Origin of the sequence: Novosphingobium sp. ES2-1 (genome assembly GCF_015169775.1) — a bacterium.
Taxonomy (GTDB): Bacteria; Pseudomonadota; Alphaproteobacteria; order Sphingomonadales; family Sphingomonadaceae; genus Novosphingobium; species Novosphingobium subterraneum.
In genome coordinates this window covers 31,959-58,472 of the sequence record NZ_CP063447.1, presented here as the reverse complement: position 1 = coordinate 58,472, position 26,514 = coordinate 31,959, and the positions used below count along the sequence as shown (strand labels likewise).

General features: G+C 59.9%; 23 protein-coding genes and 3 pseudogenes. 17 read left to right on the top strand and 9 right to left on the bottom strand.

The genetic code is table 11. From position 1 onward, the window contains the following. Window positions 1-6: 6 nt before the first annotated feature. From IM701_RS18380 to IM701_RS18365, 4 genes are read left to right on the top strand one after another with little or no spacing between them, the layout of a single operon-like run. Window positions 7-903: a glycosyltransferase family 2 protein gene (locus IM701_RS18380; RefSeq protein WP_039338564.1), complete on the top strand. Its 897-nt coding sequence runs from the start codon at window positions 7-9 to the stop codon at window positions 901-903. Continuing rightward, a complete protein-coding gene (locus IM701_RS18375) occupies window positions 900-1,658 on the top strand; it encodes a glycosyltransferase family 2 protein (protein WP_211257973.1) in 759 nt (252 codons plus the stop codon). Before IM701_RS18380 ends, IM701_RS18375 begins: the two co-directional genes overlap by 4 nt. 9 nt (window positions 1,659-1,667) lie before the next feature. Then, on the top strand, window positions 1,668-2,789 hold the full coding sequence (gene gmd, locus IM701_RS18370; RefSeq protein WP_039338566.1) for a GDP-mannose 4,6-dehydratase: 1,122 nt from the start codon (window positions 1,668-1,670) through the stop codon (window positions 2,787-2,789). Between the two features lie 9 nt (window positions 2,790-2,798). Further along, window positions 2,799-3,752, top strand: a complete 954-nt coding sequence (locus IM701_RS18365; protein WP_193828981.1) for a GDP-L-fucose synthase — start codon at window positions 2,799-2,801, stop codon at window positions 3,750-3,752. Between the two features lie 113 nt (window positions 3,753-3,865). Here the strand turns inward: IM701_RS18365 and IM701_RS21965 are convergent. Continuing rightward, window positions 3,866-4,116: pseudogene (locus IM701_RS21965) on the bottom strand (transposase); the annotation flags it as partial. A 138-nt stretch (window positions 4,117-4,254) separates the two neighbouring features. Between IM701_RS21965 and IM701_RS18360 the strand changes: the two are divergent. Beyond that, window positions 4,255-5,496 (top strand): annotated as a pseudogene (locus IM701_RS18360) (IS110 family transposase). 207 nt (window positions 5,497-5,703) lie between these two features. On the opposite strand, the pseudogene IM701_RS18355 reads toward IM701_RS18360, so the two are convergent. Continuing rightward, window positions 5,704-6,292, bottom strand: a pseudogene (locus IM701_RS18355) (IS3 family transposase); the annotation flags it as partial. A 415-nt stretch (window positions 6,293-6,707) separates the two neighbouring features. Between IM701_RS18355 and IM701_RS18350 the strand changes: the two are divergent. From IM701_RS18350 to IM701_RS18335, 4 genes are all read left to right on the top strand, one after another. Further along, window positions 6,708-7,235: a DUF4402 domain-containing protein gene (locus IM701_RS18350; protein ID WP_052242752.1), complete on the top strand. Its 528-nt coding sequence runs from the start codon at window positions 6,708-6,710 to the stop codon at window positions 7,233-7,235. An 81-nt stretch (window positions 7,236-7,316) separates the two neighbouring features. Beyond that, window positions 7,317-7,751, top strand: coding sequence for a hypothetical protein (locus IM701_RS18345; protein ID WP_039338338.1), 435 nt, complete (start codon window positions 7,317-7,319; stop codon window positions 7,749-7,751). Window positions 7,752-7,764: 13 nt separating this feature from the next. Then, a complete protein-coding gene (locus IM701_RS18340) occupies window positions 7,765-8,670 on the top strand; it encodes a molecular chaperone (RefSeq protein ID WP_052242753.1) in 906 nt (301 codons plus the stop codon). 1 nt (window position 8,671) lies between these two features. Then, on the top strand, window positions 8,672-11,434 hold the full coding sequence (locus tag IM701_RS18335) for a hypothetical protein (protein WP_193828980.1): 2,763 nt from the start codon (window positions 8,672-8,674) through the stop codon (window positions 11,432-11,434). A gap of 64 nt (window positions 11,435-11,498) precedes the next feature. Here the strand turns inward: IM701_RS18335 and IM701_RS18330 are convergent, their stop codons facing one another. Further along, window positions 11,499-11,789: a hypothetical protein gene (locus tag IM701_RS18330; protein ID WP_039338340.1), complete on the bottom strand. Its 291-nt coding sequence runs from the start codon at window positions 11,787-11,789 to the stop codon at window positions 11,499-11,501. Here IM701_RS18330 and IM701_RS22290 point away from each other — a divergent pair. Then, a complete protein-coding gene (locus tag IM701_RS22290) occupies window positions 11,788-12,414 on the top strand; it encodes a DUF4402 domain-containing protein (RefSeq protein WP_370584388.1) in 627 nt (208 codons plus the stop codon). The two genes, IM701_RS18330 and IM701_RS22290, sit on opposite strands and share 2 nt — an antisense overlap. 209 nt (window positions 12,415-12,623) lie before the next feature. Here IM701_RS22290 and IM701_RS18320 read toward each other — a convergent pair whose 3' ends face one another. From IM701_RS18320 to IM701_RS18295, 6 genes are all read right to left on the bottom strand, one after another. Beyond that, a complete protein-coding gene (locus tag IM701_RS18320; RefSeq protein ID WP_230487951.1) occupies window positions 12,624-13,697 on the bottom strand; it encodes a diguanylate cyclase in 1,074 nt (357 codons plus the stop codon). A gap of 496 nt (window positions 13,698-14,193) precedes the next feature. Further along, a complete protein-coding gene (glmS, locus tag IM701_RS18315; protein ID WP_193828978.1) occupies window positions 14,194-16,017 on the bottom strand; it encodes a glutamine--fructose-6-phosphate transaminase (isomerizing) in 1,824 nt (607 codons plus the stop codon). Window positions 16,018-16,356: 339 nt separating this feature from the next. Continuing rightward, complete coding sequence (locus tag IM701_RS18310; protein WP_193828977.1) at window positions 16,357-17,352, bottom strand: M48 family metallopeptidase; 996 nt, start codon at window positions 17,350-17,352, stop codon at window positions 16,357-16,359. 253 nt (window positions 17,353-17,605) lie between these two features. Next, a complete protein-coding gene (locus tag IM701_RS18305) occupies window positions 17,606-18,532 on the bottom strand; it encodes a nucleotidyltransferase and HEPN domain-containing protein (RefSeq protein WP_193828976.1) in 927 nt (308 codons plus the stop codon). 322 nt (window positions 18,533-18,854) lie between these two features. Next, on the bottom strand, window positions 18,855-19,223 hold the full coding sequence (locus IM701_RS18300; protein ID WP_193828975.1) for a hypothetical protein: 369 nt from the start codon (window positions 19,221-19,223) through the stop codon (window positions 18,855-18,857). A gap of 277 nt (window positions 19,224-19,500) precedes the next feature. Further along, window positions 19,501-20,262, bottom strand: a complete 762-nt coding sequence (locus IM701_RS18295) for a hypothetical protein (RefSeq protein ID WP_193828974.1) — start codon at window positions 20,260-20,262, stop codon at window positions 19,501-19,503. Window positions 20,263-20,724: 462 nt separating this feature from the next. On the opposite strand from IM701_RS18295, the gene IM701_RS18290 reads away from it, so the two are divergent. The 7 genes from IM701_RS18290 to IM701_RS18260 all read left to right on the top strand — a co-directional run bounded on the left by IM701_RS18290 (window position 20,725) and on the right by IM701_RS18260 (window position 26,502). After that, the gene (locus tag IM701_RS18290; protein ID WP_193828973.1) at window positions 20,725-20,925 is read left to right on the top strand and encodes a Flp family type IVb pilin; all 201 of its coding nucleotides are present in this window, start codon (window positions 20,725-20,727) and stop codon (window positions 20,923-20,925) included. A gap of 69 nt (window positions 20,926-20,994) precedes the next feature. Beyond that, entirely contained in the window at window positions 20,995-21,882 is an 888-nt protein-coding gene (gene cpaB / locus IM701_RS18285) for a Flp pilus assembly protein CpaB (protein WP_193828972.1), read from the top strand. Beyond that, window positions 21,872-23,404: a type II and III secretion system protein family protein gene (locus tag IM701_RS18280; RefSeq protein WP_193828971.1), complete on the top strand. Its 1,533-nt coding sequence runs from the start codon at window positions 21,872-21,874 to the stop codon at window positions 23,402-23,404. Before cpaB ends, IM701_RS18280 begins: the two co-directional genes overlap by 11 nt. Then, window positions 23,394-23,693 carry a hypothetical protein gene (locus IM701_RS18275; protein WP_193828970.1) on the top strand — a complete coding sequence of 100 codons (300 nt, stop codon included), beginning with the start codon at window positions 23,394-23,396 and terminating at the stop codon, window positions 23,691-23,693. Before IM701_RS18280 ends, IM701_RS18275 begins: the two co-directional genes overlap by 11 nt. A gap of 15 nt (window positions 23,694-23,708) precedes the next feature. Beyond that, window positions 23,709-25,346, top strand: coding sequence for a pilus assembly protein TadG-related protein (locus IM701_RS18270; protein ID WP_193828969.1), 1,638 nt, complete (start codon window positions 23,709-23,711; stop codon window positions 25,344-25,346). Next, window positions 25,343-25,879, top strand: coding sequence for a TadE/TadG family type IV pilus assembly protein (locus tag IM701_RS18265; RefSeq protein ID WP_370584384.1), 537 nt, complete (start codon window positions 25,343-25,345; stop codon window positions 25,877-25,879). The genes IM701_RS18270 and IM701_RS18265 overlap by 4 nt, the downstream gene beginning before the upstream one ends. Beyond that, the gene (locus IM701_RS18260) at window positions 25,876-26,502 is read left to right on the top strand and encodes a TadE/TadG family type IV pilus assembly protein (protein ID WP_193828967.1); all 627 of its coding nucleotides are present in this window, start codon (window positions 25,876-25,878) and stop codon (window positions 26,500-26,502) included. Before IM701_RS18265 ends, IM701_RS18260 begins: the two co-directional genes overlap by 4 nt. Window positions 26,503-26,514: the final 12 nt, after the last annotated feature.

Here is a 26,514-nt window from a genome sequence, read left to right as displayed (position 1 = left end):
ATTGTCATGCTGACAGTCGTGATATTAACGCATAACGAAGAGCGGCACATTGCGCGCGCCATAGAATCTGTCCGCCAGCTCGCTTCTCATATTTTTGTTTTAGATTCAGGATCAACAGACCGTACGGTTGAGATTGCCACACGCTTAGGCGCAGTGGTTCAGCATAATACGTGGACGAACTATGCGCGTCAGTTTAACCATGCGCTGGATCTCTTGCCCAACGGCACCGGCTGGGTGATGCGACTTGATGCCGATGAGGTGGTAAGTCCCAGCCTTGCCCGTGAAATCGCGGAGCAACTGCCGCGCCTTGCCGACGATATCGAAGGCGTTACGATCGGTCGCCGGATGAGTTTCATGGGGCGTCCGATCCGCCACGGCGGGGTATTTCCGATCCGCGTTCTGCGGATCTTCCGCCATGGAGCGGGCCGCTGCGAGGATCGCTGGATGGACGAACATATCAAAGTGTCGGGTCCGGTTGCCTGGCTTAAGGGCGAGATTCTTGACGACAATCTGAACTCCCTGTCCTGGTGGACCGCCAAGCACAATTCCTATGCCAGCCGCGAGGTTGTGGATCTTTTGAATCTAAAGCATGGTTTCATGACCCATGACAGCGTGGCGGGCCTTGCTGGTGGTCAAGCAGGGGTCAAGCGCTGGCTGAAAGAAAGGCTTTATGTTCGGTTGCCCAGTGGATTGCGGGCTTTCGCCTATTTCTTCTGGCGTTACGTCCTGCGGCTTGGCTTTCTTGATGGGCGCGAAGGACTTGCTTTCCATGTCTTGCAAGGATTTTGGTATCGCTTCCTTGTCGATGCAAAACTGGCGGAAGCCACAGCGTATATGATACGGAAAAAGGTCGATGCGCCAACGGCGATCCGCGATGTGCTTGGTATAGACGTAATGAAATGACGGCCATTAAATTTTCAATCATTACCGCCGTCTGGAACCGCGAGGCTACCTTAGGCGATGCGCTCGACAGCCTCGCGGCGCAAAGCTATGATAACTATGAACATCTGGTGCAGGATGGGGGCTCGACTGATGGCACTTTGGCTCTGCTGGCAGGGCGGCCCGATTGCCGGCGCAAGTTGATTTCTGAACGCGATGACGGGATCTATGACGCGTTGAACCGCGCAATGGCGCGAGCTAGTGGCGATGTCATCGGCCTTTTGCACTCAGACGATCTTCTGGCACACCCGCAAGTGCTGGCCCGCGTCGAGCGGTGTTTCGAGGAGACCAAGGCCGATGCCGTCTATGGCGACCTTGACTACGTTTCGGCTAGCGATACCTCCCGGGTAATCCGACATTGGAAATCCGGCGAATATCACCCGGCGAAACTGCGACGCGGCTGGATGCCACCGCATCCCGCGCTGTTTCTTCGGCGCAAGGTGATCGAGACTTGGGGCGGATACGACACCAGTTACCGCATCGCTGCCGACTACGATTCCATCCTGCGTTATTTTGCCAAAGGGCAAATTGCAGCGGCCTGGCTCCCCGAGGTTCTCGTCAAGATGCGGGTTGGCGGGGAGAGCAACCGTTCAATCGAACGGATCTTGCGCAAAAGCCGTGAGGATTTCAGCGCACTTCGCAGGAACAAGGTTGGAGGCATCGGCGCGCTGGCCGGCAAGAACTTGGGCAAACTCAGCCAGTTTTTAATCAGATCATAAGGAAAGACCATGACAAAGCGTGCCCTCATCACCGGCATTACCGGACAGGACGGCTCCTATCTTGCCGAATTCCTGCTCGAGAAGGGCTACGAAGTCCACGGCATCAAACGCCGTGCCTCTTCGTTTAACACCCAGCGGATCGACCATATCTACCAAGATCCCCACGCGCCCGATCCGAAGCTCAGCTTGCACTACGGCGATCTGACAGACACCTCGAACCTCACACGTATCCTGCAGGAGGTGCAGCCTGACGAGGTCTACAATCTCGGTGCACAAAGCCATGTCGCAGTAAGCTTTGAGGCTCCAGAATACACTGCTGACGTCGACGCCATCGGCACCCTGCGATTACTCGAAGCCATCCGCTTTCTGGGGCTGGAAAAGAAGACCCGCTTTTACCAAGCCTCGACGTCAGAGCTTTACGGCCTGGTACAGGAAATACCCCAATCCGAGACGACACCTTTTTATCCGAGGTCTCCCTACGCCGTTGCCAAGCTGTACGCTTACTGGATTACCGTCAACTACCGCGAGGCCTATGGCCTCTACGCGTGCAATGGTATTCTGTTCAATCACGAGAGCCCGAAGCGTGGTGAAACCTTTGTCACCCGCAAGATTACTCGTGGTCTTGCAAATATCAGTCAGGGGATCGAGCCTGGCCTGTTCATGGGCAACCTCGACGCCCTCCGTGACTGGGGCCACGCAAAGGACTACGTACGCATGCAGTGGATGATGCTGCAGCAGGACAGGCCGGAAGATTTCGTTATTGCCACTGGGCAACAACATTCAGTTCGTGATTTCATCTGCTGGTCGGCTGAAGAGCTGGGTATTCAACTGCGCTTTGAAGGCAATGGTATTGAAGAGATTGGAATTGTCGACACTGTCTCCGGCAATATAGCCACGGCGGTTAAGCCTGGGGACGTCATCGTGCGCGTTGATCCCCGCTATTTCCGTCCGGCGGAAGTTGAGACGCTGCTAGGGGACCCGGCCAAGGCCAAGAAAATGCTCGGCTGGGTACCGGAAATTTCGGTCCGCGAGATGTGCAAGGAGATGGTCGCAGCGGACCTTGAGACTGCCCGCCGCCATGCTTTGCTGAAGGCACATGGTTTCGACACACCCGTAGCGCTTGCAATCTGAGGCTTATTAATGACGATTTATGTTGCCGGGCACCGAGGCATGGTGGGTTCTGCTATCGTCCGTCAGTTGAAAGCTCAAGGGATTTCGCCACTCGTGCGCAGCCGTGCCGAACTAGACCTGACGGACCAAGCGGCTGTGCGGGAGTTTATGCAAGAAGAACGGCCCGAAGCGGTGATCGTTGCGGCAGCTAAAGTCGGCGGCATTCATGCCAACAACACCTACCCCGCTGATTTCATATACGAAAATCTGATGATGGAGTGCAATGTCATCCATCAAGCGTTCCTTGCCGGTGTGCGCCGCCTGCTATTTCTAGGATCCTCTTGTATCTATCCGAGGGCTATCTCGCAGCCCATGCGCGAGGAGGCGCTGCTATCCGGCGCGCTCGAGCCCACCAACGAGCCCTATGCCGTTGCCAAGATTGCTGGGATCAAGCTGTGCGAAAGCTACAACCGCCAATACGGCACTGATTATCGGTCCGTAATGCCCACCAACCTCTATGGCCCGGGTGACAATTTTCACCCTGAGAATAGCCACGTATTGCCTGCACTTATCCGCCGTTTCCATGAGGCAAAAGAGCAAAGCCTTGATGAGGTTGTGATCTGGGGGACGGGGACCCCACGTCGCGAGTTTCTGCATGTCGATGATATGGCCTCGGCCAGTTTGTTCGTGCTAGACCTCACCATCGATGTTTATCAGGCTAATACGCAGCCCATGCTAAGCCACATAAACGTTGGCAGCGGCACGGACATTTCGATCCTTGAGCTTGCCCAGCTTATCGCTCGCATCATAGGATTTGATGGCGCCATATCGATAGACCCCTCCAAGCCAGATGGTACGATGCGCAAGCTAATGGATGTTAGCCGACTTAGGCAGATGGGCTGGCAAGCTCAGACCGGCCTTGAGCAAGGTATCCGCGATACGTACCAATGGTATCTAAACAACCACCGTGCGGCCCGCGCTTGATGGTGCTCATTGGATCAGTGAGTAGCCCCTAGATTTCTGGACGCCTCCTGCTTTAAAAATCTGCTATCTTTCTAGCTCGGCGCCTTGTTTGCAATGGGGTCAGGCTTGCCTGGCCCCATTGCAAAGATCGCTTTCGCGTAGCTGGCTGGGGTTTGGTATCCGATTGAGGAGAGGGGACGGCGAATATTGCAATCCTCCGCCCCCTCCCGGATCACGGCACAGGCATGATCGATGCCGTAGAACAGCGTCTCGTTGAGTATTCCACGTAACCGTTCTGCGTTGGCTTGCCCGGCGAGATGTGGTGCCACTCGATCTCGTTGTTCTTGTACCAAGCGAGGATCGCATTGGCGATGAACTCGGTGCCTTAGCACATTGGGAAGCGGCGCCATGATCGGCCAACAGGTCTCCAAAGTGACGTTGTCGACTCAACCCTTTGGAGACGGACCGACCATGACCAAGCGCAGTTCTACCCTCCGTCGACTCCGCATTGGTAGCCATCGATATGTCGAAGCACCGGCAGGAGGTATTGGTTGAACGCCCCGAAAGCGGCCGCCAGCGGCGCATGACGATCACGGCCACCAAGGCTGACTACGATTGCCTCGCCGACGAGCTCAGCAGCATAGGGCGCCCGATCGTCGTCGGCTTTGAGGCGGCCGGCAACTACCATCGCACCTTGGCGCACCGGCTGCTTTCCGCAGGTTTCGAGCTGCGACTGATTTAGTCGGTTGCCCTGCGCGCACCCGTGGGGCGCTGCACAATGGTTGAGAAAAGAACGATTCCAAGGATGCGCTGGTGATCCTGCACATGCTGCTGATCGGTGCCACGCAGCGTTACGTCGATCCGCTGGCGGTCGAGATCGACTACCTGCAGGAGATGCCGACGACCCATGACGCCATCTCCAAGGCCAAGACCCAGACCTGGCACCGGATCCTGACGCACTATCTGCCGTTGTACCTTCCAGAGATTGAGCGGTTCGCCGGCTATAGCCGGTCGGACTGGTTCCTAGCCCTGCTGGAGCGGTTTCCCACCCCAGCCAGCATGATTGCACTGGGGCAGGGAGGCTTCGCGCGTGAGGCTTGGTCGCTGGTCGGTCGCAAGGTCTTCAAGGCCCGTCTAATCAACGATATTGATGAGACCGCCTGCGTCTCGGTGGCATTGCGGGTCGACGAGGATTCGGTAGCGATCGCCATGTTCCGGATGGTCATCGCGCAAGCACGCAGCCTCGTCCGGCAGCGCGATGAGATTGAGCGTACCGCTCACACCTTGCTCTGCGTGAATTGAGATTATCAGCTCCTACGAATGATCCCCGGGATCGTACCGATCACGCGCTGACGATCGTCGCCGAGGCCGGCGACCCTCGCCGGTTCGCCCACCACTGCCAGTTCCTCAAGTTCTGTGGGCTTGACCTCGCGAATTGCCAGTGGGGCACATTCCGCGGGCGGACCAAGCTGTACAATTACGGCAACGCTCGGCTACGCTGCACCTTCTGGATGGCAACCCAGGTTGCCATCCGCCAGCGCGACAACAGCTTCCGTGACAAGCTTGGCCGCTATGTAGCCGGCCATGGCAATGACCCCGATGGCCGCCGCAAGGCGATGATCGCACTCACGGCCAAGATGGCGCGTCGCGCACGCTGTCATAAAGACGGGAGCCGAGTACCGCCCGTTCGTCGAAGGGGCGGACACCTGATGGAAGGACCCCTCTCTATCGTGCCGTGAGGGCGCTACGACGACCTTGTAGATAACGTTCGTGGCTTGCATCCGGCATCCGCATCTCATTTTAAGGACGGTGAGGATCACGACCGCCGAGGCCGCTGGATCCTGTGTTTGCTATGGCCAGAGCGCATACCTTGACGATGGAAGCCACTGAATCAGAACGCAATCAGCGCCGATCACCATCGGCGTAACGAGACCTGCTGGCTGTTTCCCGCCGCTGCTTCCCGACCTAGGACGTTGTCGCTGACGATCATGCCCGGCTTGCCGCGCCCGCCGATGATGTCGGGCAGTTCGCGCACCATTCGGTGCCCGAAGAGTGACGTGTCGGGTATCGCGGCGAGGCATTCCCTGGTCACGTTATCGGCGATGTTGAGCACGCGGAACCGCCTGCCGCAGGCGAACTGATCATGGACGAAGTCCAGGCTCCAGCGCGCATTGGGCCGGGCCTCGACGAGGATCGGAGCCGGTGTGCCGACGGCCCTGCGCCGTGTCCGACGCTTGTGAACGCCAAGACCTTCCTCCCGATAGAGCCGGTAGACGCGGTTGATGCCCGAAGGCTCACCTTCCCGCCGCAGCAGGATGTGCAGCCGGCGATAGCCGAACCGGCGCCGCTCGTTGGCAAGCTCGCGCAAACGGCGCGCAACTCCGTCTCCGGCGGCCGCCGGGACTGGTAGCGAACGCTTTTGCGATCAGCTTCAATGACACGGCACACCCGCCGCTCGCTCATCCCATGATGATCCGCGAGATGAGCAACCGCTCTGCGCCTGACAGCGGGCGTTACCAATTTTTTGAGAGAAGATCCTTCAGCGCGGCGTTGTCCAGCATCGTAAAAGCTGATCAAATGGATGCACCCGACCGAGGTCCTCATTGCCGAAAGGCTCCTGCGCAGCGGGGGTCGTCCACGACATCACGACAAATTACAACGAGCCCGAAAAGTTAATCCAGATCGATGTAGAACGTGTAGAAACCGCTCTATTTCCTAGCTCCTTGCCCCTACGATAAGATGGTGTTGACAAAGTCAGCAGCCGGGTTTCGGCAACCACTCCCATAGAGTTGCGGTGCTAAATGCGCCAAGCGCGCCTGCTTGGGTCAAAAATTCGGAAGAGGTTTCAGATAGTTAATCGATACCTTAAACCCTTTAAGATTTGCTTATGTAATTTCCCTTAGGTCTTCTCGCGGGTCGGTTCGGACGTGCTGACCCAAGATCAGCGACTCTAGTCGGCGTACCAGGGGACTTGAAATGAGACATTATCTTGCCAGCGCGGCAATTGCCGCCGGGCTTCTGGCCGGAGGTTCCGCCTTCGCCCAGACCGCCGCAAATACCAGCAGTGCTACTGCGTCGGGGTCGGTCACCATCGTCCGCCCGCTGACGATCACCAAGAACAGCGACCTTGCCTTTGGCCGCATCGTGCGTCCGCGCACGGGCGGCACCGGTACGGTCACGCTGGCAAACACCGGCAACTCGGTTGTCGCCGCCAGCGGTGCCGTCGCACTTGCCAGCACCACCAGCCGCGCACAGTTCACCGTCGATGGCGAGGGAGGCCAATCGGTCACCACCTCGATCCCGGCGACGGTCACCCTGACCAGCGGGACCAACACCATCCCGGTAACGTTGCTGCCCGACTTCGGCAGCACGGTGACTCTCTCTGGCGCCCTGGCGGCCGCAGGATCCGCCACGCTCAACGTCGGCGGCTCGTTCAGCCTGCCTGACACACAGGCTTCAGGCGCCTACACCGGCAACTTCACGGTGACTGTCACCTATCAGTGATGGAACTTCGGGGAGCGTTGCCGCAACTGCGCGGCACCTCCCCGAGGCAGACGGCAACCGTCGGCGAGAGGGGGACAAGCCATGGACGCAGGATCGAAGGTTCGCATCGGGCAGATTGCCAGGGCGCTCCTCGCCGCTTGCGCGATCATGGCCTCGCCGGCGGTTGCCCACGCTGCACCAGCACCCGCATCGGCAGAAGCAGCCGTGGTCATCCTCGAGCCGGTTGGCGCAGGGTTCTCGTTCGACATCCTGAGCGATGCCGTTTCTGCGGTGTTCCTCAATGGCGATGCGGGAGATTCGGTCTCGGTGCTGATGTCACCGCGCAAGCCAGGCAAGAAGGGCATGCCCCGTGACGCCAGCGGCGTCCTGGTCATGGCAAGCGGCGTCTACCGCATTGACCTGCTGCAACCGGCCGCATCGGACGCACGCCTGCGCGGCGCAATGCGCGGCAGTGTTTCTGGGCGCGGCAATGTTCCAGGCGACAGCTCCATCCTGTTCCTCGCACAATTCAACTGAAGGTCATCGAGCCATGAAGCGCAACCTCGTGATGATGCCAGGCCTCCTGACCTTGCTGGCGCCGGCAATGGTGGCTGCCCAGCAGGCACCGCTCCCGATCGCCGCTCCCAAGGCGCAAGACGCCCAGGTGACCGTCCCGGTCCAGGCAGCCGCAGCCAATATCAACATTACGCCACGCCGCGTGATCTTCGATTCCAGCAAGCGTACCGAAGCGGTCTACGTGTTCAACCAAGGCACCACGCCGGTTACGGTTGACGTGGCGCTGGTCGACAACGCCATGCTGCCCTCTGGCGAGATCGTGCCGATGAGCCGCCTTGCAGAGCGTGGTGCCGAAGGTCTTGGCGCGAAAGTGCGCTCCGCCAAACCCTTCGTGCTTGCCGCACCCAGCCGCCTGATCCTGCCACCGGGCCAAGGCAAGACGGTTCGTGTTCGCGCCACCCTGGCCGACACCGCCACGACCGCGGAGTATCGCACGCACCTGACCGTCACCACGGTGCCTCCCGCCGATACGGGGCTGACTGCCGAACAGGCTGCTGCCGCCGAAAAGGGCGAGCTGGTTCTTCGCATTCAGTCCGTCTTCGGCATCTCGATCCCGCTGATCGTGCGGGGGGGCACGCCCGATGCAACCGGCGGAATTGGCGCAATAACGCCTTCCGCCACGCGCGATGGCCCTGCGCTTGCAGTAACCCTGCAGCGCAAGGGCACGACTTCGCTTTACGGCAATCTCGAACTGCGCACGGCCAAGGAAGTGGTCGGCGTGGCGCGGGGTATTGCCGTCTACCCGGAAGCTGATGAACGCCAGGCCCTCGTGCCTTTGCTCCGCCCGCTGAAACGAGGCGAAGTGATAACCGCCACATACAGCGCCGACGACGGCAAGAAGCCGGTCGAGATCACCAGCGGAAGCTACACCGCCTCCTGACATGACCACGACACTGGCCATTCTGGCCCTGGCCGCTGCCAACGGCAGCGCGCCAGCGGGACCGGCTGCATCTGCAAGCCCTGCCGACGAGAGTAGCGGCAGATCGGGCACGGCTTTGCCACAACCTGCCTTCGGCACCATCCGTGCGGACGGGCAAGACCTCCTGCTGTTTTCCGTGCAGCTTGACGGCACCACCATCAGCGAGGCGCTGACGGCGTACGGCGACCCCACAGACCCGCTGCTGCCGCTCGGTGAACTCACCCGTCTGCTTGAACTTCCGCTCGATATCGACGTTACAAATGGCGTTGCATCGGGCCGCATCGGCGAGAGCCAGCGTCCCATCACTATCGATCTGCGGTCAGGTCAGGCCCTTATTGGCGGCAAGGTTGTCGCGCTGATTCCGCCCGACAGCCTGATCTCCGAAACCGATATCTACCTGCGGGCCTCGCTGGTGGCCAAGTTGCTGCCGCTGAAGATCACGTCGATTGCCGACGAGATGATCCTCACCCTCGAAGCCTCGGAAAAGCTGCCCTTGCAGGCCCAGCGCGAACGCCTTGCCCGCATGGCAGGGCTTGCAGGGCAGCCGGAATCGCAGGACGATGCCATGCGCGTTGCAACACCCTACCGCTGGGTCAGCGCCCCCGCTTTCGATTTCACGACCGAGCTTGGCTACAACAGCGAAGGCATCAACGGCGGTGGCCGCTCTGTCACGCGCTTTGAAGGCCGTGTGGCGGGCGATCTGCTGAAAGCAGGCTTCAACGCCTGGATCGCCACCGACGACCACGGCGACCCGGTTTCGGCCCGCCTTGCCTTCACGCGCCGGTCCGAGGACGGACGACTGCTCGGCTCGCTCGGTGGCACGTCTGCCGCGCTGGGCGACGTCTTCACGCCCCCCCAGGTCGTCGGCTCACGCAGTCTTGGCGGGGCCGGTTTCACGTTCTCATCGTCGCGCATTGATGAAGCCAGCGTGTTCCAGCGCATCAACCTGCGCGGAGAACTGCCGCTGGGATATGATGCCGAGCTCTACGTCAACGATATCCTGCGATCCGCCCAGCGCGGTGCGGGCGTGCAGGGACGCTATGAATTCAACGACATCCCGCTGGTGCGCGGCCGAAACGCCCTGCGCGTCGTGCTCTATGGCCCGCGCGGAGAACGCATCGAACGCACCCGCGTGATCAACGTGGGAGGCGGCCAGCTTGCGGCGGGCAAGACGACGGTTGATCTCGGCATCGTTTCGCAGGACCGGACCGTGATCGACCTGTCTGATGCCAACCTCAGCGGCTTTGCCAAGGGCAAGGGCGATCTGCGCGCCACTTTCAACATCGCCCACGGCATAAGCGAACACCTGACTGTCGCGGCCGGTCTTTCGCGCTTCACCGACTTCGGCGGCACTTCACACGCCATCGGTTCGATTGGCGCGCGCCATTCGCTGCTCGGCCTTGCCGTGCAGACCGACCTTGCCAGCGACTTCACAGGCGGGCGGGCGATGTCTCTGGGCCTTGCCGGACGCATCGCCGGCGTAAGCTTCCTTGGCCGCCATGTCGAATACGGCGGGGGCTTTGCCGATGAGGCCAACACTGCTTTCGATCCGTCGCGCCCGATGCGCCGCTACAGCGAAGTCGTCTTCGACCTGGCGGTACCGCTGCCCGGCTCGCTTGGCCTGCCAGTCTCTGGGCGGTTCGACCGTGCCGAGTTCGTCGACGGCAGCCAGACCCTCTCGGCCCGGGCACGCACCACCGCGAGCGTAGGGCAGACCCTGTTCGCCATAGGCGCCGACTACAGCCACCGCACGCAGGGCAATTTCGCCGACACCCGCATCAACGCCAATCTCGGTGCGATGCGGCTGATCGACTACAAGTGGCAACTGCGCGCCACTGCCGATTTCGGGATCAAGCCAGGCACCCGGCTGGAAACGCTGGGTTTTGCCGCGGACCGGGCAATTAGCGATCGGTACAGTTTGCGCCTTGGTGCGACACGCAATTTTGCCGGGCATGATACGGCCCTGCAGGCAGGGCTGACCGCGCGCTTGCCGATGGCGACCGCGACGCTGGGCGGCGACTGGTCCACCAGCCAGAACCGCTGGCGCGTGGGCGTACAGCTCAACTTCGGGATAGCACGCGACCCGCTCAAAGGCCGCTATCGCGTGACGCCGCCGGGCCCGGCCAATGGGGCCAGCGCAGCGCTCCTGGCTTTCATCGACGCCAATGCCAACGGCCGGCGCGATGAGGGTGAGGAAGCAGTGCCCGGCGTGGTCGTGCAGGGTGGCGGACTGAAGGCCGTGACGGATGGACAGGGCCGGGCGTTCGTGACTGGCCTCGGCGATGGCAACATGACTTCACTGCGCACCGACATCTCGGGGACCGACACCGTATTTGTTTCCCCTCCGCCACAGAACATCACGTTTGCTGCGCGTTCAGGGGGAATTGCGCGGATCGACTATCCGCTTGTGCCGACGTCCGAGTTGGTCACCCGCATCCGCTTCCGTGGCCGGGACGGGGCATTGAATGGCCTTTCGGCGGTGAAAGTGCGGCTTGTTTCGCCCAAGGGCGATGTCGCATCCGGCATGACCGAATTCGATGGCACGGTCGTGTTCGACGGGGTGAAGCCAGGCAAGTACGCAATCGAGATCGACGCTGACCAGGCTGCCCGCCTCGGCATGCGGCTGAAGGAACCGATATTTGCGACAGTGGGAGCGGATGGGAGTGTCGTTGACGTCACCGGTGAAGTCGCCTTCAGCGAACACGTACAGATGGTGACGAGATGATGAGATATCTCTTCCTTGCGATCACGATCATCTTCTACGGACATGTCCCGGCATCGGCACAGAATTATACGGTGAATTCCGTTTCCGGCGGCAACCTCGGCACCATTGTCTCGGCAACTTCCGGTTCGAGCCAGATAGAAATCAGTGCGGGGAGCGGAGCGTCCGCTTTGATCTCAGGGAGCGCAGTAAGGCTCACCAATAGTCCTGCCAACTTCATTGTTTCAATATCCTGTAATGGCAATCCAAATTGCGACACTAGCAATGTGATTGTCACGTTAACGCCGTCAGGAAGCGCCCAGGGTCGGATTGGGTCCATCTCTGCTGTCACGGCATCAGCCGGGTCGGCAACAGTCATGAGTACTACACCTTTAGGAAATTCAACCGAAGTTGTAATTGGGCCAATTGGCCGAAATGGCAGCAAGACACTGCAACTCGGTTATACTATCTCAATTTCCGGCAACGAGGCCTCCGCTTCAACAGGATCCGCAACTGCAAGTCTGCTTGTTACAGCATCAAGGCCCAGCTCCGGAGGCTCGAGCTCAATGAGTGGAACGGTCGTTGCCACGGTGATCAGACCGGTGACCATTGGCAAGGTTGCAGATCTCCAATTCGGGAGCATCACCCGACCGGTAACCGGATCCGGTACAGTTTCAATCGATGGCACGGGGACAGTATCGGTAACCGGCACCGGTGTACGGCGGTTGCCTGTCCTAACGCCGACTACAGCCCAATTTGCCATTACAGGAGAAGGAGGGCAGGCCATCAGTGTAAATGTCCCTCAGAATTTTTCGTTGTCCGGACCAAACGGGTCGCTCATCGTCAACACGACATCGATCGGTGCCGGTAACGTCACTCTACCTGGGAATCTCGGGTCCAGTGGACAAAGCGCCGTCATCGTTGGCGGATTGATCGTCCTGGATGCAAGCACGGCAGCTGGCATATTCTCGGGAAGCTTGCAGGTTTGGGTTCAATACAACTGAACTGCTGCGAAGTGTTGAACAGCCTCCGCAACCGCGAAGCGGGGCATTATGCGGTTGTGGAATGTCGATGTGTAGACGATCTGCCCGGCACAACCGCTTTTCTGTGGCAGAAGCTGTGGTCAGCTTTTAAAACAGATCGGAAAAAGCGTGCGCCGGGAGCCGGATGGTCTTTGACACACTCTGCGGCGCCTGTCTGCTTTCTCTCCATTTTATGCCTTAACGATACAATTTCGTCCGCTATCCTTGGCCTTGTACAAGGCAAGGTCAGCTGCTCGGAGGGCCTCGCGCCGGTCATCGAACGCAAATACATTCGCAATGCCCGCTGAAAAGGTAACATGCCCGATCGGTTCATCGGTCAGCCGGTTTATTAGTTTGCGTGCGGCAAACTGTTTCCGTGTATCGTCAAGTTTCTGCCAAGCTTCATCCAGAGAGATTCCCCGAAATAACAGAACGAATTCTTCTCCGCCATGCCGCGCGACGTGACACTTGTCGTCTGAAATTCGAGTCAGAGCCTGTGCGATAGATTGTATGACACGATCTCCCGTATCATGACCGTGTTTGTCGTTAATACTTTTAAAGTGGTCAATATCGCAAAACGCAACACTTAAAGGCTCAATTTCGGATTGAGCAATACGGTATTGTGACTCAAACACGCCTTCAAAGGCTCTTCGATTTGCCAGGCCGGTCAGATGATCCAAATCGGCTTCCCTTCGGGCTTTTTCCAGACTTGCCCGCAAAGAGGAGGCTTCCTTCTCGCTTCGCTCCATCTCCTTTTCGATGCGATCCGTCCGTTCGATCATTGTCTTGGTGATCTCAACGAGGTTCTGCAGAACAAGGTCGTGAGTCAGGTTTGCCGACAGGTTAGAGGCTTGGGCATGGAGCACCTCGCCGTATTCCTTGGTGCTCTTTTTTGCAGAGCTGGACGTATGCTCAAAGACGGCAAGCGTGCGCTCGACCTTGGCGGCAAGGCTGTCCAACTCCTCTGACTTCCCAGGAAGTGCGGAGACGGCATAATGGTCCATCATCGATTGGGTGATTTTTTCACCTGCAGCTACTTTTGCCGAGATGGTGCGCGCCAAGCCGACTACCGCGCCTGAAAACGCGGCGTGCGCCGTGAGCAGATTTGCCTGGCTTACTTCAAGCCTGTTTCCAAGGAGGAAATCCGAGATTCTTTCGAGCAATTCGCGATCTGCGTGGCTCGCGAGAGTCTCCGATGTCTTTTCGGCCTCTGGTGGCAAGGGGCTTTCGCTAAACCACCGTAAGAATCCAGATCCGGGTTTCACGCTCACATTCTCCATTACAGGCCTGACATAGCCAGGAGATCCACTTCAAAGGTTCGTGATCCTTTTAGCTCGGCGTGGTAAAGTTTGCTTGCGGCTACCACTACGAAGCTACCGGCATATTTCAATTGAACTCGTTAATAGTCGAGCTACGGGGAGAGTCGGCTAACTGAGCAGATGTCCCGCTCCGTCGAGCGCAGCCGTTGCTCGAACCGGGAGAGACAAGTGATTGTTTGGCTGAATTTCCACGGAACGTATGGTGCTCGCAGATTCGAGATGCAGCACCGATTTCAGTTCAGCCTTTACAGAGGTCGGCCGGGTTTCGGTCTCTTAAGGATTCTCCGATTTTGCTCGCATCGGTCGAGCCGGAGTAGCACCTTTATTATCGAGTGTCGCGCAGGCTAATGAGGGATTGATGCAAGGCGGGAATCTGTTCGTTCTGCGTTGGTGAGACAAGGAGCGCCTGATACGAGTGCCCGGTCAAACGGTGCCGGTCCGCTTACTCGACAGTGACCGACTTCGCCAGGTTGCGCGGCTGATCGACGTCAGTGTCCTTGGCCACGGCGACATGGTAGGCGAGCAACTGCACCGGCACAGCATAGACCAGCGGCGCGATCAGCGGGTGGACCTTCGGCATCTCGATGGTCGCCAGGCATCCTTCGCCCGCTTCGGCAATGCCTTCGGCGTCCGAGATCAGCACGACCTTGCCGCCGCGCGCGCGCACTTCCTGCATGTTGCTGACGGTCTTTTCAAAGAGCGGTCCGGAAGGCGCCAGCACGATCACCGGCACAGCCTCGTCGATCAACGCGATGGGGCCGTGCTTCATCTCGCCGCTGGCATAGCCCTCTGCGTGGATATAGCTGATTTCCTTGAGCTTCAGCGCTCCTTCCAGCGCCAGCGGATAATCCGGCCCACGGCCAAGATAGAGCACGTCGCGCGCAGGCGCGATCAGGTGCGCCATGCCGGCAATCTCCTCGTCGTGGGCAAGCGCAGCGTTGAGGCAGGCCGGAGTCTCGACCAGCTGCTCGACGATCTCGGCCTCTTCCTCACGGCTGAGCCGCCCGCGCTTCACCGCAAGGTGCGCCGCGAGCGCCGCCAGCACGGCGAGCTGACAGGTGAAGGCCTTGGTCGAGGCTACGCCGATTTCCGGCCCGGCATGGGTCGGCAGCAGCAGGTCCGCCTCGCGGGCCATCGAACTCGTCGGCACGTTGACGACGACGGCGATGGTCTGCCCCGCGGCCTTGCAATGCCGCAGCGCCGCCAGCGTGTCTGCCGTCTCACCGCTCTGCGAGATGAACAGGGCAAGGCCGCCCGGCTCGAGCACGGGATCGCGGTAACGGAATTCCGATGCCACATCGATGTCCACCGGCAGCCGCGCGAACTGTTCGAACCAGTACTTTGCGACCATCCCGGCGTAGAAACTCGTTCCGCAGGCGACGATGGTCACGCGGTTGATGCTGGCGAGATCGAAGTCGATCTGCGGCAGCGCCACGGTCTGCTCGACCCGGCGCAGGTAGGAGCGCAGCGTTTGTGCCACCACCACCGGCTGCTCGAAGATCTCCTTCTGCATGAAGTGGCGGTAGTTGCCCTTCTCGATCGCGGCTGCGGTTGCGCCCGAGGCGACGATGGGACGCTCGACCGGATTGTTTTCGGCATCGAAGATCTGCGCGCCATCGCGGGTGATCACCACCCAGTCGCCCTCCTCGAGATAGGTGATCCGCTGCGTCAGCGGGGCGAGCGCCAGCGCGTCCGATCCAAGATAGGTCTCGCCCACGCCATAGCCCACCACCAGCGGCGAACCGAGACGCGCACCGATCAGCATGTCGTCACGGGTGCGGAAGGCGATGGCAAGGGCGAAGGCCCCGCGCAAGGTCGGCAGCACGGCCTTGACCGCGTCCTGCGGCGAAAGCCCCGCCTCGACCTGTTCGGACACGAGGTGGGCGACGACTTCTGTATCGGTCTCGCTTTCGAACGTGCGGCCGCGCGCGATCAGCGCTTCGCGCAGCGGCTTGAAGTTTTCGATGATGCCGTTGTGGACCAGCGCGACTTCACCCGTGGCATGGGGGTGCGCATTGCTGGTCGTCGGCGCGCCATGCGTTGCCCAGCGGGTGTGGGCGATGCCGATCAGGCCCGAGGCCGGATTGCGCGCCAGTTCCGCCACAAGATTATTGAGCTTGCCCTCGGCCCGCCGCCGCACGAGCTGACCGCCTTCGACAGTGCAGATGCCCGCCGAGTCATAGCCGCGATATTCCATCCGCCGCAGGCCATCGACCAGCCGGTCTGCCACCTGTTCCTTGCCGACGATTCCGATGATTCCGCACATTTGGGGATGGGCTTTCGCATAAGAGTTACGTCACATGGACGCCCGACACATTGGCCGCGCGATCCTTGGCTTTGGTGTTGCAAGGCCGCAAGCCGCTTTCACTGCCCCGTTGCCGGTATGAACCAGTCACTCTCTAATTCCCCAATCCGGAAAATGACACCCCCTTAGATGAGCGCGTGCCAGGCGAGGAACCTGCCTGATGCAGGCCGGTCCAGCCCCCAAAAAGGTGTCAGAGCTCATTTCTTTACGGAGAAGTCCGAAAAAAGATCGAAGACTCAACTCGCCGGTTACGCGCCAACGATGCGGGGAGACAGAACGGGTTCATGCCGATGGAAGGATCTATGGGGCGTGAGCTTTCGTATTGTTTCCGGACCATGGGGCCAGTCCTTCAATCTCGCGCCGGATCGCCGTCGCCCTTGCGGAGGCAGAAGCGTGCGTCGGGCTTCGCAGGATTCCCCCGCTGTAGCGTTTTCCTGGTCCTTCCCAGAACTGTACTGCAAGCTCGGGATTGTAACCGGCATTGGCCAACAGGTGGACGCTCAAGCGATCAGCTTCATCTTCGGCAGCGCGGATAAGCTTGCCGCTTCTCCCATAGGCAGACAGGGCAGTGTATTTTACATTCAGGCTCTCGAGCTTTTGGCGGTGCCCGAGAACCACGTGTGCCAGTTCATGGGCCGCAATGACGGCCACAAAATCGTCGGTTTGATCATCGAGGAAATGCGCCGAAAGCTGAACAATTTCTCCGTCTGAGAGGCCGAGGTCCGCCTTGTCGAAGGTTACTTCCCAGCGAGCTCGACAGGTCCGTTGAGGTTGCAGCGAGACAACTCTCGGTGCTGTCTCCCCATTTCGTTGTATCGTGATGTTGATAGGCCCATCGGCAGATTGCATAAGCAGCAATCGCTCTGCCTTGTCGCGATCCATGCTGCTACGTTTGGCGGAGCCGTCCAAGGGCAGTGCGATATCGTTGATTGCGACTATTCCATCACCCACTTTCAAGCCTGCAGTTGCTGCCGGGCTATCAGATAAAACCAGTTCGACTGCTACCGGGGCAGGGAAGTACCCCGCTTTGGCCAACGATGCCGCAAAGTGCCTGTCATATTGACTTTGCGCATGCAGAATGAGTCCCGTGAACGGCATCTGGTTACGGCAAATGGCGGCGTTTCCGGTAATCAGCCTGCGCATGATCATCGACAGTCGCAGATCTTGCTCCCTGACTGCTTCAAAGGGCTCAAGCGTGTTTGCCCTCTCCAATGGCGCGCGCGCTGCAGTGGGATTGGCAAGCTGAAGCGCTGCCACAATGGCAACGATGTGGTGCTTCCTTAATCCATTGTGCATCCCTGGATCCGCTCCGGATGTTCGAGTTCTGGCTAAGGCACAGCTTGACTTAGCGTCATAATGGCTTCGGCTCGCCGAACCCGCGCAGGCCGTCGACCGTCGTCCCGCGGCATCGACCGGAGAAATCGTGCGTTATCCTCCAGTGCGCGTAGCACTGCCCTTTGATTTGCTGAGAACCCGATTTTGGCCGGTCCGACCACTGGACGCGCGAAAACCGGCTTTTCCGGGGAAAACGATGCTTTGCCGCCAAGGATCATGCTTTTGATGCCTTTGCTTCCAACAGGGTCAGGCGCTCGACACAGACCGTGTGCACCACGCGGCCCAGTTCCTCGACCTGCTCACCGAGCCAGGACAATTCCTCGGCGGTAATGCGGTAGTGCCTGGAGTAGCGCGCCTTGACGTAAGCTTCCTTGAGTTTCTCGAACATCGCACGCTGTTTCCGATCGTCGGACGGCCAGACATACGTGAGGCGGCGATCGATACGCTCTGCTTGCGCACGCAGAAACGAAAGGTTGTGCACGTGCGGTGTGTAGAATGTCACGACAAGTAAGACGCAGTGATAGAGGCGTTCGGTGCATTGATGAAGCAGGAATGCTGCGAGCTTCAGGTCGCCATCTTTTACTGCATGGTGGGCATTACGTCGGAAACCCGCTGCAGTCGGCATCCAATCCTCGAAATACTCTTTCGCCATTGCCAGCGCCTGCTCTGGCGTCTTGGGCTTGGGGCTGTGCAGTTCGGTATCGTCAGCCTCGTAAAGCGCGATGCCGTCCCTGGCGACGTCCATGAAGAAGTAGCGGCCATGCGCGAGCCCATCGTTCACCTCACCTAGCGTGTGGACGATGAAGTTCACCGGGGTCTTCAATGTTCCGGTGATCCCGTACTCTCGCATGAGGCGGTCATCGAGCCGGGACCAGTACTTGACCCGGTCGGTCAGGTCCTTGTGGTTGACGATGATCAGCAGGTCGAAGTCCGACTTGTACCCCTTGGCAGTATGGGGTTCATCGACCCAGCCTCCGCGCGCGTAGCTGCCATAGAGAATGACCTTGAGTATCCGCCTGGCTTTGCGGCGCGCTTCGCTGGCGCAGGCAGTCACGTCTTCGAACTCCTCGAAGATCAACTGCAGCACCCGCTCCAGCTCGCGCCGCTTGTTGGCGGGAAGATGATCAAGATCGCGTCGCATCACAAAAGTTACCCTGTCGTTCCCAACCCGGAATGGCAAGCGCGCGACGGGACCCTGCCGACCGCCGCTGCATCAAACCGACCTCCGTCTTCGAGTCCCCCGCTCCACTCCGCGCCAACCCGGATTGTGGACATGATTGCTCATAAAGTAGCATCCGAAAGCTCGGGCAAGGACATCACCGGAACAGTCACCGAATCCGTGGCGACCAAGTGCCGACTAGTTGTGGAGGAATTTGCTTTCAGTTCAGGCCAACGCTTCGATGGACATACCATCGCCGGACGAACAGCTCCAAGGATTTAGAAAGAAACGACTATTCCCGTGTCTACGCTACGGATCTCCAGCCTTCCAGTCGCTGCATCGCGGCAGCCGATCCGAAGACAATCCCGATGGCAGCACAATCAGCGATCCAGTCGATCCCGTCTGAACTGCGCCTAAGGGCAGGCAACAGCTGAAGACATTCGATCAGGGCCCCAAGCGTAGCGAGAGCCAGGGCAAGCACCAACTTGCGCTGCTTTGGAAAGGCGATGAGTGAGAGCAACGAGAGGCATCCAAACGCTATTACGTGCTCAATCTTGTCGCCAATCCCCAATGCCGGAGGGGAAGGAGTGAGGGCAAGAGCAACGATAGCAGTGGCGGTGAGGCAGAACAGGGTGAGGAACGCAAATCGCGTGTATCGCTGCAAAATCATCATGGTCCCAATTGCTCAGGGGAAATATTCCTTGACCTTGCAGCCGGAAAGGAGGCGGGACAAGAAGTGGTCGAGCAAAGCTGCCTGATTTATGGAACCGCCCGTCGATCAGGCGTTGCGCCATCGGCGGGCGCGAAGAGGCTCTCACCTCGGATTGAGTAGCCCCTAGAATTCTGGACGCCTTCGATCCTGATTTTGAGGACAGGAGGCAAGGCCCTCGGGAAGCCGTGACGGAGTCAGCTACAACTCGTTCCAGCCCAAGAAAGGCGCCCCGGGCGCATCACGCCGTCAGCCTTACCCGTTTGCGAAGCAACAGATTGAGGTTGTCCGAGATCAGCAGGTAGGGCAGCCAGATCGAGATGCTGATCGCAACCTTCTTGAGGTTCATAGCCAGCAGCGCGCTCATCGGTTCGAGCAGATACGTCGGGATACCCGGGGCTTGGCCGACTTGCACGGCAATCATCGCCTGAAGGGCAATATCGATCATCCATGCCATTACGAGCGCGCGGGCGAACAGGGGGGAGCGCTGGACGGCGGCGGCAAAGCACATTGCATAGGCAAAGCAGGCCACTGCGCAATCCATGGTGAAAGCGCGTTGCAGGGTATGCGCCCACAACGGGTCGTTCGACGTAACCGCCGGGATCGAAGCCAGATATTCGAAGGCCCGAAACGGCACGTTCAGCAATATTCCGCTGACCAGCGAGAACCATGCAAAGCTGCGCCAGCCCTTCTTGCCCTTGTCCAGCTCGTCAGGGGTGGCGTCACGCCAGTTGCCATAGATGGCAAGGCGAAGCGCCGGCTGCTCGCGCGATGCGAAAAGCCACGTACCCAGGCGGTAGCCCAGCACCGGTGCCGCAGCCACGATCAGGAACGGTAGAAGCAGGGCAGTGCTTTCGGCGGCATTGTGGGGAGGATTTATAGGGTTCGCCGCCTTGAGCACGGCAATGGCCCCAAGAAGCAGAACCCATGTCGCGATGATCCTGCTTTCACTGCGGCGCGCCCAAATAGCCAAGCGGGCAACGAAGGCGGGCGCGACCGTCAATCGGCCTATAACTTTAGTAATAATGATTGCGGCCGAATGAACGAAGTCGGCAAGTCCGAATCGCAGCTTGAACGGTCCTGTACTGTCATGTTGCTGATTCGGTGCTCTGCTCATGCTTCCACTCTACATGCGAGTGATGAGTAGGATGTTAACACACGTGACAGCGGGAAGTGTCTAATTTTCGAACAAATCTTAACCATAGAATCCGGGCCAAACCACCTAAACTCCTGATTATCAATGATTAACCACATGATAAGAATGGCATTGACTCTTACAGTCGATTAACTCAATTTTTCTACATCGCAGCACAACGTTTCGGAGCGTTATTTGGATCCAGATGGATCCGATCCGGACACAAGTAAAGTGAGGCGAGCAAAGGGCCAACCGGAAATAGATGCCGGAGCCTTTCCAGTCTTCACGGTGGGGCCCGTCACGGCGCACCTTGGCAATAGGGGAAATACCATGACCAAGTTCTTTGCAGACTTCCTTCGCGATGAATCAGGCGCTTCGGCTGCCGAATACGTGATCCTCGTCGGCGTGATGGGCGCGCTGGTCGCCGGTGGCGCCTTCCTGTTTGGCGACAAGCTGAAGACCGCCATGGACACTTCGGGCACGCTGGTCGTTGATTGCGCGGCCGATGCTACTGGCAAGTGCGGCAATTGAGATAGCCCAACTGCCAAATCGTGCAGGCCACACAGCGTGTGGCCTGCACAGTCTTCTCGGGGGGGCTAAGTGAATCGAAACGGGGCAATTGCAATCGGGGTGGCAGTGCTGATAGGTCTGGTCGGCGTCTACCTCCTCAACATCGTGCTGTCGAGCTTGGAAGGCCGCAGCGATGCCGAAGCACGCGCCGGGCACTTGACCAATGTCGTGGTCGCCGCGCAGCCCATTCCCTATGGCGGCGAAATCACCAATCTCAACACCCGCATTGTCGGCTGGCCGGAAAGCTCTCTGCCCAAGGGCACGTTCAAGAGCTTGGCCCAGTTGAAGAATCGCGTCGCTCTCCAGGCGATCGTACCTGGCGAGCCTCTGCTTGCCAGTCGTGTCTCCGGCGCTGACGGACGCGCCACCCTTTCCGTGAATCTCCAGCCCGGCAAGCTCGCCGTGGCCATCCAGATCAACGATGTCACCGGCGTCGCAGGCTTCGTCCGCCCCGGCGACATGGTCGACGTGATGCTCACTCGCCAGATCCCGGGCGATAGCTCCCGCTCTGATGACAAGATGACAGACGTGGTTATGCAGGCGGTGCGGGTGCTGGCAATCGATCAGGTTGCTGATCCAGGCAAGACCGATCCCGCGGTCGCCAAGTCGGCCACGCTCGAAGTTGATCAGCTGGGCGCGCAGAAGCTTGCCCTCGCGCGAGAACTCGGGCCGCTCAGCCTCGCCCTGCGCCGCATCGGTGCGCCCCCTGCAGACCAGCCCGCCACCGTTACCCCGCGTGATATTTCGCCCAACGGCGTCGGCGTGCGGCCAATGGTTACCGCATCGGCGCCGCAGCGCGTTGCCGCGCCGCGCCCTGCCGCCCCGGCCGCAGCTCCGGCGCCCCGTCCGCAGGGCCCGGTCATGACAGTCTATCGCAAGGCAAAGCCCACGGATTATGAGGTCAACGATGCGTTCTGAAGTGCGCCGCCTTCGCGCTGGCGCAAGCGCCGTTGCGGCATTGCTGCTGGCAGGCCTAGCCCCCGCGGCACAGGGGCAGCCTATCCCGCCGCCCTATCCGCCGGTATCGCGCCACGCCGGAACACTGACCGTTCCCCTGAACAAGAGCCAGGTCGTCAATGTCGATCGCCTGATCGCCAAGGCCCTGATCGGCAATGATGACATTGCTGATGTCCTGCCGATTAATGAACGCTCGGTCTATGTGCTGGGCAAGAAGGTTGGCACCACCAGCCTGACGCTAATCGACGGTGCAGGGCGGGTGCTTTCGATCATGGACGTGGCCGTGGGGCCGGACGTCGATGCCCTCAGCGGTCAGTTACGCATGCTGGTCCCGGGTGAGGACATCAAGGCCGGCGTTTCCAACGATGCCATTGTGCTCACCGGCCTCGTCAACGATCCTGGCGCGATCGACCGCGCGGTGCAGCTGGCCAGAACTTATGCGGGTGACAAGGTCGTCAACCTGATCGGCGTCGGTTCCAGCCAGCAGGTCATGCTTGAAGTGCGCTTTGCCGAGGTCAACCGGTCTTCCGGCTTTGATATCGGCGTGTCGGGTTTCACCAACGGCAACACGTTCAGCTCGGCAACGGGTAAGGGCGCATCGCTGGTTCCGGGTGAGCCCAGCACGGTGGTGACCACGGTTGGCGGAACCACCGTGACCTCGACCGTGCCGAGCGGTGGCATCCTCCAGCTTAGCTCGATCACTGGCGCCTTCGGCATCTTCCGCAACCGCTTCAGCATCGGTAGCCTCAGCATCGATGCGGTGCTGAATGCGCTGGAAACCAAGGGCCTGTCCAAGACGCTGGCGCAGCCGACGCTGCTGGCTCTGTCCGGCCAGAAGGCTTCGTTCCTGGCTGGCGGCGAATTCCCCGTGCCGGTCGTTCAGGGCGCTGGCGCTGGCGCCACAGCCGGCGGCAATGGCGCTGCCATTACCGTGGAGTTCAAGCCCTTCGGCGTAGGTCTTGCCTTCACGCCCACAGTGCTGGGTGACAAGACGATCAACCTGCTGGTCGAACCTGAAGTCAGCGCGATCGATCCGTCGGCATCCTATACGGTCGGCAACATCTCAATCCCGGGCTTGCGCACCCGCCGTGCCAGCACCACGCTGGAGCTGCGCGATGGCGAAAGCTTCGCCATTGCCGGGCTGATCTCCAAGGACTTCCAGACCACGGTCAATCAGGTGCCACTGCTTGGCTCGATCCCGATCCTTGGCAGCTTGTTCCGGTCGAACGCTTTCAAGAAAGGCGAGACCGAACTTCTGATCGTGGTCACCCCGCACCTGGTTTCGCCACTGACCGAGGATCAGGTGCACCTTCCGACAGATGCGATTGCAGACCCAACGGGCCTTGAATCAACATTGCTGGGCACTTCGGGTCGCAAGCGCGATTTGCCAGTAGGGCCGGGGCTGGGGAGTGCAAAGCCTGCCGAAGCTCTGGCAAAGTCCCCGTCCGAACCTGCCAGGAAGGAGCCTTCCTATGCGTATTGAGGCATTGCGCTTCGGCTTCCTTGGCATCGTGCTGGCGCTCTGCGGCTGCGTTACTAGGGGTGGCGAACAGGCGCTGGGCGAGGCAACCAACCGCACGCTGCGCGCACAGATCGTCGATCCGTCGCCAGTTTACGAATATGCTGACCCGACAACGAGCGGCGAACTGGCTGCTGCGGCTGTTCAACGTTATCGCACTGACAAGGTGAAGAAGCCAGAGCGGGTTAGGACCTCGGACCTCAGCCAGGGCGGTGGCGGTTCGGGTGGCGCCAACGGCGGCGGCGGAAACTGAGGGGGGTGCAGGACCGTGCCTCGGCCTCTCTCCGGATTTGTTGCCAACACTGATGGCGCAATCGCGCCGATGTACGTCATCGCGCTGTTCTCTGTCCTGGCAATGGCCGGTTTCGGCTATGACTATGCGCAGCTGGCCAGCCTTGACACAGAATTGCAGAACGCAGCGGACCAGGCTGCGCTGGCTGCGGTCACCCAGTTGAACGGGCAGGCCGATGCTCGCACGCTGGCAACTGCGGCTGCCGGGAATCTCGTCGAGAACCGCACGATCTTTGCCAGCGACGCTGCTGATGCGCGAAAGCTGGTGGTCGCCAGCACCACGTTCTACGCCTCGCGCACGGCCGCAGAAGCGGGGACACCCGAAGCCGCCAGCGACGCCGCCGCGCGCTTCGTCCGCGTGAACCTGAGCACCCGCAGGGCGCGCTACACTCTCACTCCATTGGTGGGGCTGTTCACCTCGCCAGATGTTACCGCTTCGGCTGTTGCCGGGCTGAGCTCGAGCATTTGTGGCGTGCCGCCCGTGCTGATGTGCAACCCTTCGCCTGATCCGAACGTCTGGAACCTGACGCCGGGGCAGGGGCTCAAGCTGGATATCAACAACGTGCAGGGCGGGGCGGGCAGTCTTGCGTTCCTCGATTTCAGCGGCGCCAATTTCGGTACGCTCAATGCGCTGAAGCAGAAACTGGCCGCTCTGATGGGCTTCGACGCCATCCCCGGGGACTGCATCTCGATCGATTCCCCGAAGACGTCGAGTCAGTCGCCCGAGAACACGGACATTCCGGCAGTCATCACCGCGCTGAACACCCGGTTCGACATTTACGACAAGTCGGACCCGATCAAGTGCTATGACCAAGGCCTGTGCTCGCCCTCGGACAACGTCCGCAAGGAATTGGTGCAGGTCCTCAACAATGCTAGCAGCTCGCCGGAAGTTGCTCCACTGTCCGCGCAGAGTTGCTGGGGCCCCAACAACGGCACCGGCGGCGCGGGGCAAGGCTGGCAGTTTCCCCGAAACCCCTATCGACCGACGAGCTCCGCCGCACTTGCCAGCACTGTCACGCCAACTGCAATGGGCCTTCCTCGCGATCTCGTCCACGCCTACCCTGGCGGTGTCACGTCATTTGGCCGGATCGGCAACGGCATCTGGGATATCCAGGCCTATTGGCGATCAAACTTCGGGACGGCCTACGCCAACAATGTCAACGGGAAAGCCGCGCCGACGCGCTATGAAGTTTACAAGTGGGAGCGTGATACCGGCAAGCTGAGTTCCTTCGGCATCAAGGGATCAGAGACTTATCCCGGCCCGGGCAAGAGCACGAAGACCGAATATTTCGCGCGATATTCGGGGCCGGTCTGCAAGACCGGGCTGGCACCAACTGCTTCTCGACCGGACCGCCGGATCCTTTCCGCTGCCGTGGTGAACTGCGCCGGCCTTTCCAGCACGACGAGCGCTACTGTAACGCCGATCACCTTCGTCGATCTCTTTCTGGTCGAACCTTCGCTCCGGCGAACGGGGTTCAATTCACTTGGCGATACAGTAGATTTCACACAGGAAGGCGAAGTCTACGTCGAGTTCATCAAGAAAACGACGCAGGCCGCCGCCGGGTCCACCGCGCCGCAGTTTGTCCGGCGCGACAAGCCATATCTGATCAAATGATGCGACGGTTGACCCGCCTCTTGTGCAGTCTTGCAGCCGACAATCGCGGTGCCGCGGCAATGGAAACGGTGCTGATCGCGCCGATCGCGATCTTCGTCCTGTGCATGGCAATCGAGAGCGGGCATTTTCTCTATTCCGAGCATCAGGTCCTCAAGGGCGTGCGTGATGCGGCGCGCTACGCCAGTCGCTTGCCGCTTGCCACATGGGGGTGCAGCGCGGTCGGGGCCGAGCAGGACCTTTCAACAGGGAGTACCGCGTGGACCATCATCGCCAATGTCGCGGTCTATGGCTCGCCGACAACGGGTAGCAACCCTCGACTGTGGTCATGGAGCGCTGCTTCCAATGCTGGTGAGGTCGAGATAAAATATCAATGTGTTGCGCAGACCACCGGGATCTATTCGGAAACTGGCGTTGCTCCGCTGATTACCGTCATCGGCAAGCCCAATTATCCAAGTCTGCTGAAGTCAATGGGGGGTTTTGACAGCGATCTCACCCTGTTCGCCCGCCAGCAAGCCGTCGGAATCGGCGTATGAGCGGGCTCCGGACCTTTGTGAAGGACGATTTGGCGGCAACCACTGCCGAGTTTGCGCTGATGGTGCCCCTGTTCATCCTGTTCGTTTTCGGCGCGATAGATGTGGGCGGATTTGCGTGGAAGATCAACAGGTTGGAAAAGGCGACGCAAATGGGCGCACGCATGGCGGTGGTGACGGATCCGGTCGCTACTGCGCTTTTGACGGAAAACTATATTGGCCGCTCGGTTTCAGTCGGTGGAACCACGGTGACGCTCGTACAGGGTTCTACGATACCGGCTGAAGCACTCGGCAAGACCGTCTGTACCACCTCCGGCTGCAGTTGTAGCGCGAACTGCCTGAGTTCGAATACTGCGAATTCTATCGCGCTGACCAATGTGGCGAACCGGATGCGCGCGTTCGATTCCTCGATCCAGGACAGCAATGTTCAGATCGAGTACGTCGGTTCGGGCCTTGGTTATGCGGGCGATCCCGACGGTATGGAGATTGCTCCTTTGGTAACCGTTCGACTGGTAAGCATGCAATATCAGCCGATAATCGGTGTGTTGCTGAACGCTGCCATCGACCTCCCGGACTTCGCCTTTACCCTGCCAATGGAAGACGGCAGCGGCACAACCTCGAATTAGGACACCAGCAAG

Excerpts from the sequence above, each read along its gene's own strand:
- IM701_RS18380 (WP_039338564.1), top strand. The coding sequence starts at position 7 with ATGCTGACAGTCGTGATATTAACGCATAACGAAGAGCGGCACATTGCG.
- IM701_RS18375 (WP_211257973.1), top strand. The coding sequence starts at position 900 with ATGACGGCCATTAAATTTTCAATCATTACCGCCGTCTGGAACCGCGAG.
- gmd (WP_039338566.1), top strand. The coding sequence starts at position 1,668 with ATGACAAAGCGTGCCCTCATCACCGGCATTACCGGACAGGACGGCTCC.
- IM701_RS18365 (WP_193828981.1), top strand. The coding sequence starts at position 2,799 with ATGACGATTTATGTTGCCGGGCACCGAGGCATGGTGGGTTCTGCTATC.
- IM701_RS18350 (WP_052242752.1), top strand. The coding sequence starts at position 6,708 with ATGAGACATTATCTTGCCAGCGCGGCAATTGCCGCCGGGCTTCTGGCC.
- IM701_RS18345 (WP_039338338.1), top strand. The coding sequence starts at position 7,317 with ATGGACGCAGGATCGAAGGTTCGCATCGGGCAGATTGCCAGGGCGCTC.
- IM701_RS18340 (WP_052242753.1), top strand. The coding sequence starts at position 7,765 with ATGAAGCGCAACCTCGTGATGATGCCAGGCCTCCTGACCTTGCTGGCG.
- IM701_RS18335 (WP_193828980.1), top strand. The coding sequence starts at position 8,672 with ATGACCACGACACTGGCCATTCTGGCCCTGGCCGCTGCCAACGGCAGC.
- IM701_RS22290 (WP_370584388.1), top strand. The coding sequence starts at position 11,788 with ATGAGTACTACACCTTTAGGAAATTCAACCGAAGTTGTAATTGGGCCA.
- IM701_RS18330 (WP_039338340.1), bottom strand. The coding sequence starts at position 11,789 with ATGACTGTTGCCGACCCGGCTGATGCCGTGACAGCAGAGATGGACCCA.
- glmS (WP_193828978.1), bottom strand. The coding sequence starts at position 16,017 with ATGTGCGGAATCATCGGAATCGTCGGCAAGGAACAGGTGGCAGACCGG.
- IM701_RS18310 (WP_193828977.1), bottom strand. The coding sequence starts at position 17,352 with ATGCACAATGGATTAAGGAAGCACCACATCGTTGCCATTGTGGCAGCG.
- IM701_RS18305 (WP_193828976.1), bottom strand. The coding sequence starts at position 18,532 with ATGCGACGCGATCTTGATCATCTTCCCGCCAACAAGCGGCGCGAGCTG.
- IM701_RS18300 (WP_193828975.1), bottom strand. The coding sequence starts at position 19,223 with ATGATGATTTTGCAGCGATACACGCGATTTGCGTTCCTCACCCTGTTC.
- IM701_RS18290 (WP_193828973.1), top strand. The coding sequence starts at position 20,725 with ATGACCAAGTTCTTTGCAGACTTCCTTCGCGATGAATCAGGCGCTTCG.
- IM701_RS18280 (WP_193828971.1), top strand. The coding sequence starts at position 21,872 with ATGCGTTCTGAAGTGCGCCGCCTTCGCGCTGGCGCAAGCGCCGTTGCG.
- IM701_RS18275 (WP_193828970.1), top strand. The coding sequence starts at position 23,394 with ATGCGTATTGAGGCATTGCGCTTCGGCTTCCTTGGCATCGTGCTGGCG.
- IM701_RS18265 (WP_370584384.1), top strand. The coding sequence starts at position 25,343 with ATGATGCGACGGTTGACCCGCCTCTTGTGCAGTCTTGCAGCCGACAAT.
- IM701_RS18260 (WP_193828967.1), top strand. The coding sequence starts at position 25,876 with ATGAGCGGGCTCCGGACCTTTGTGAAGGACGATTTGGCGGCAACCACT.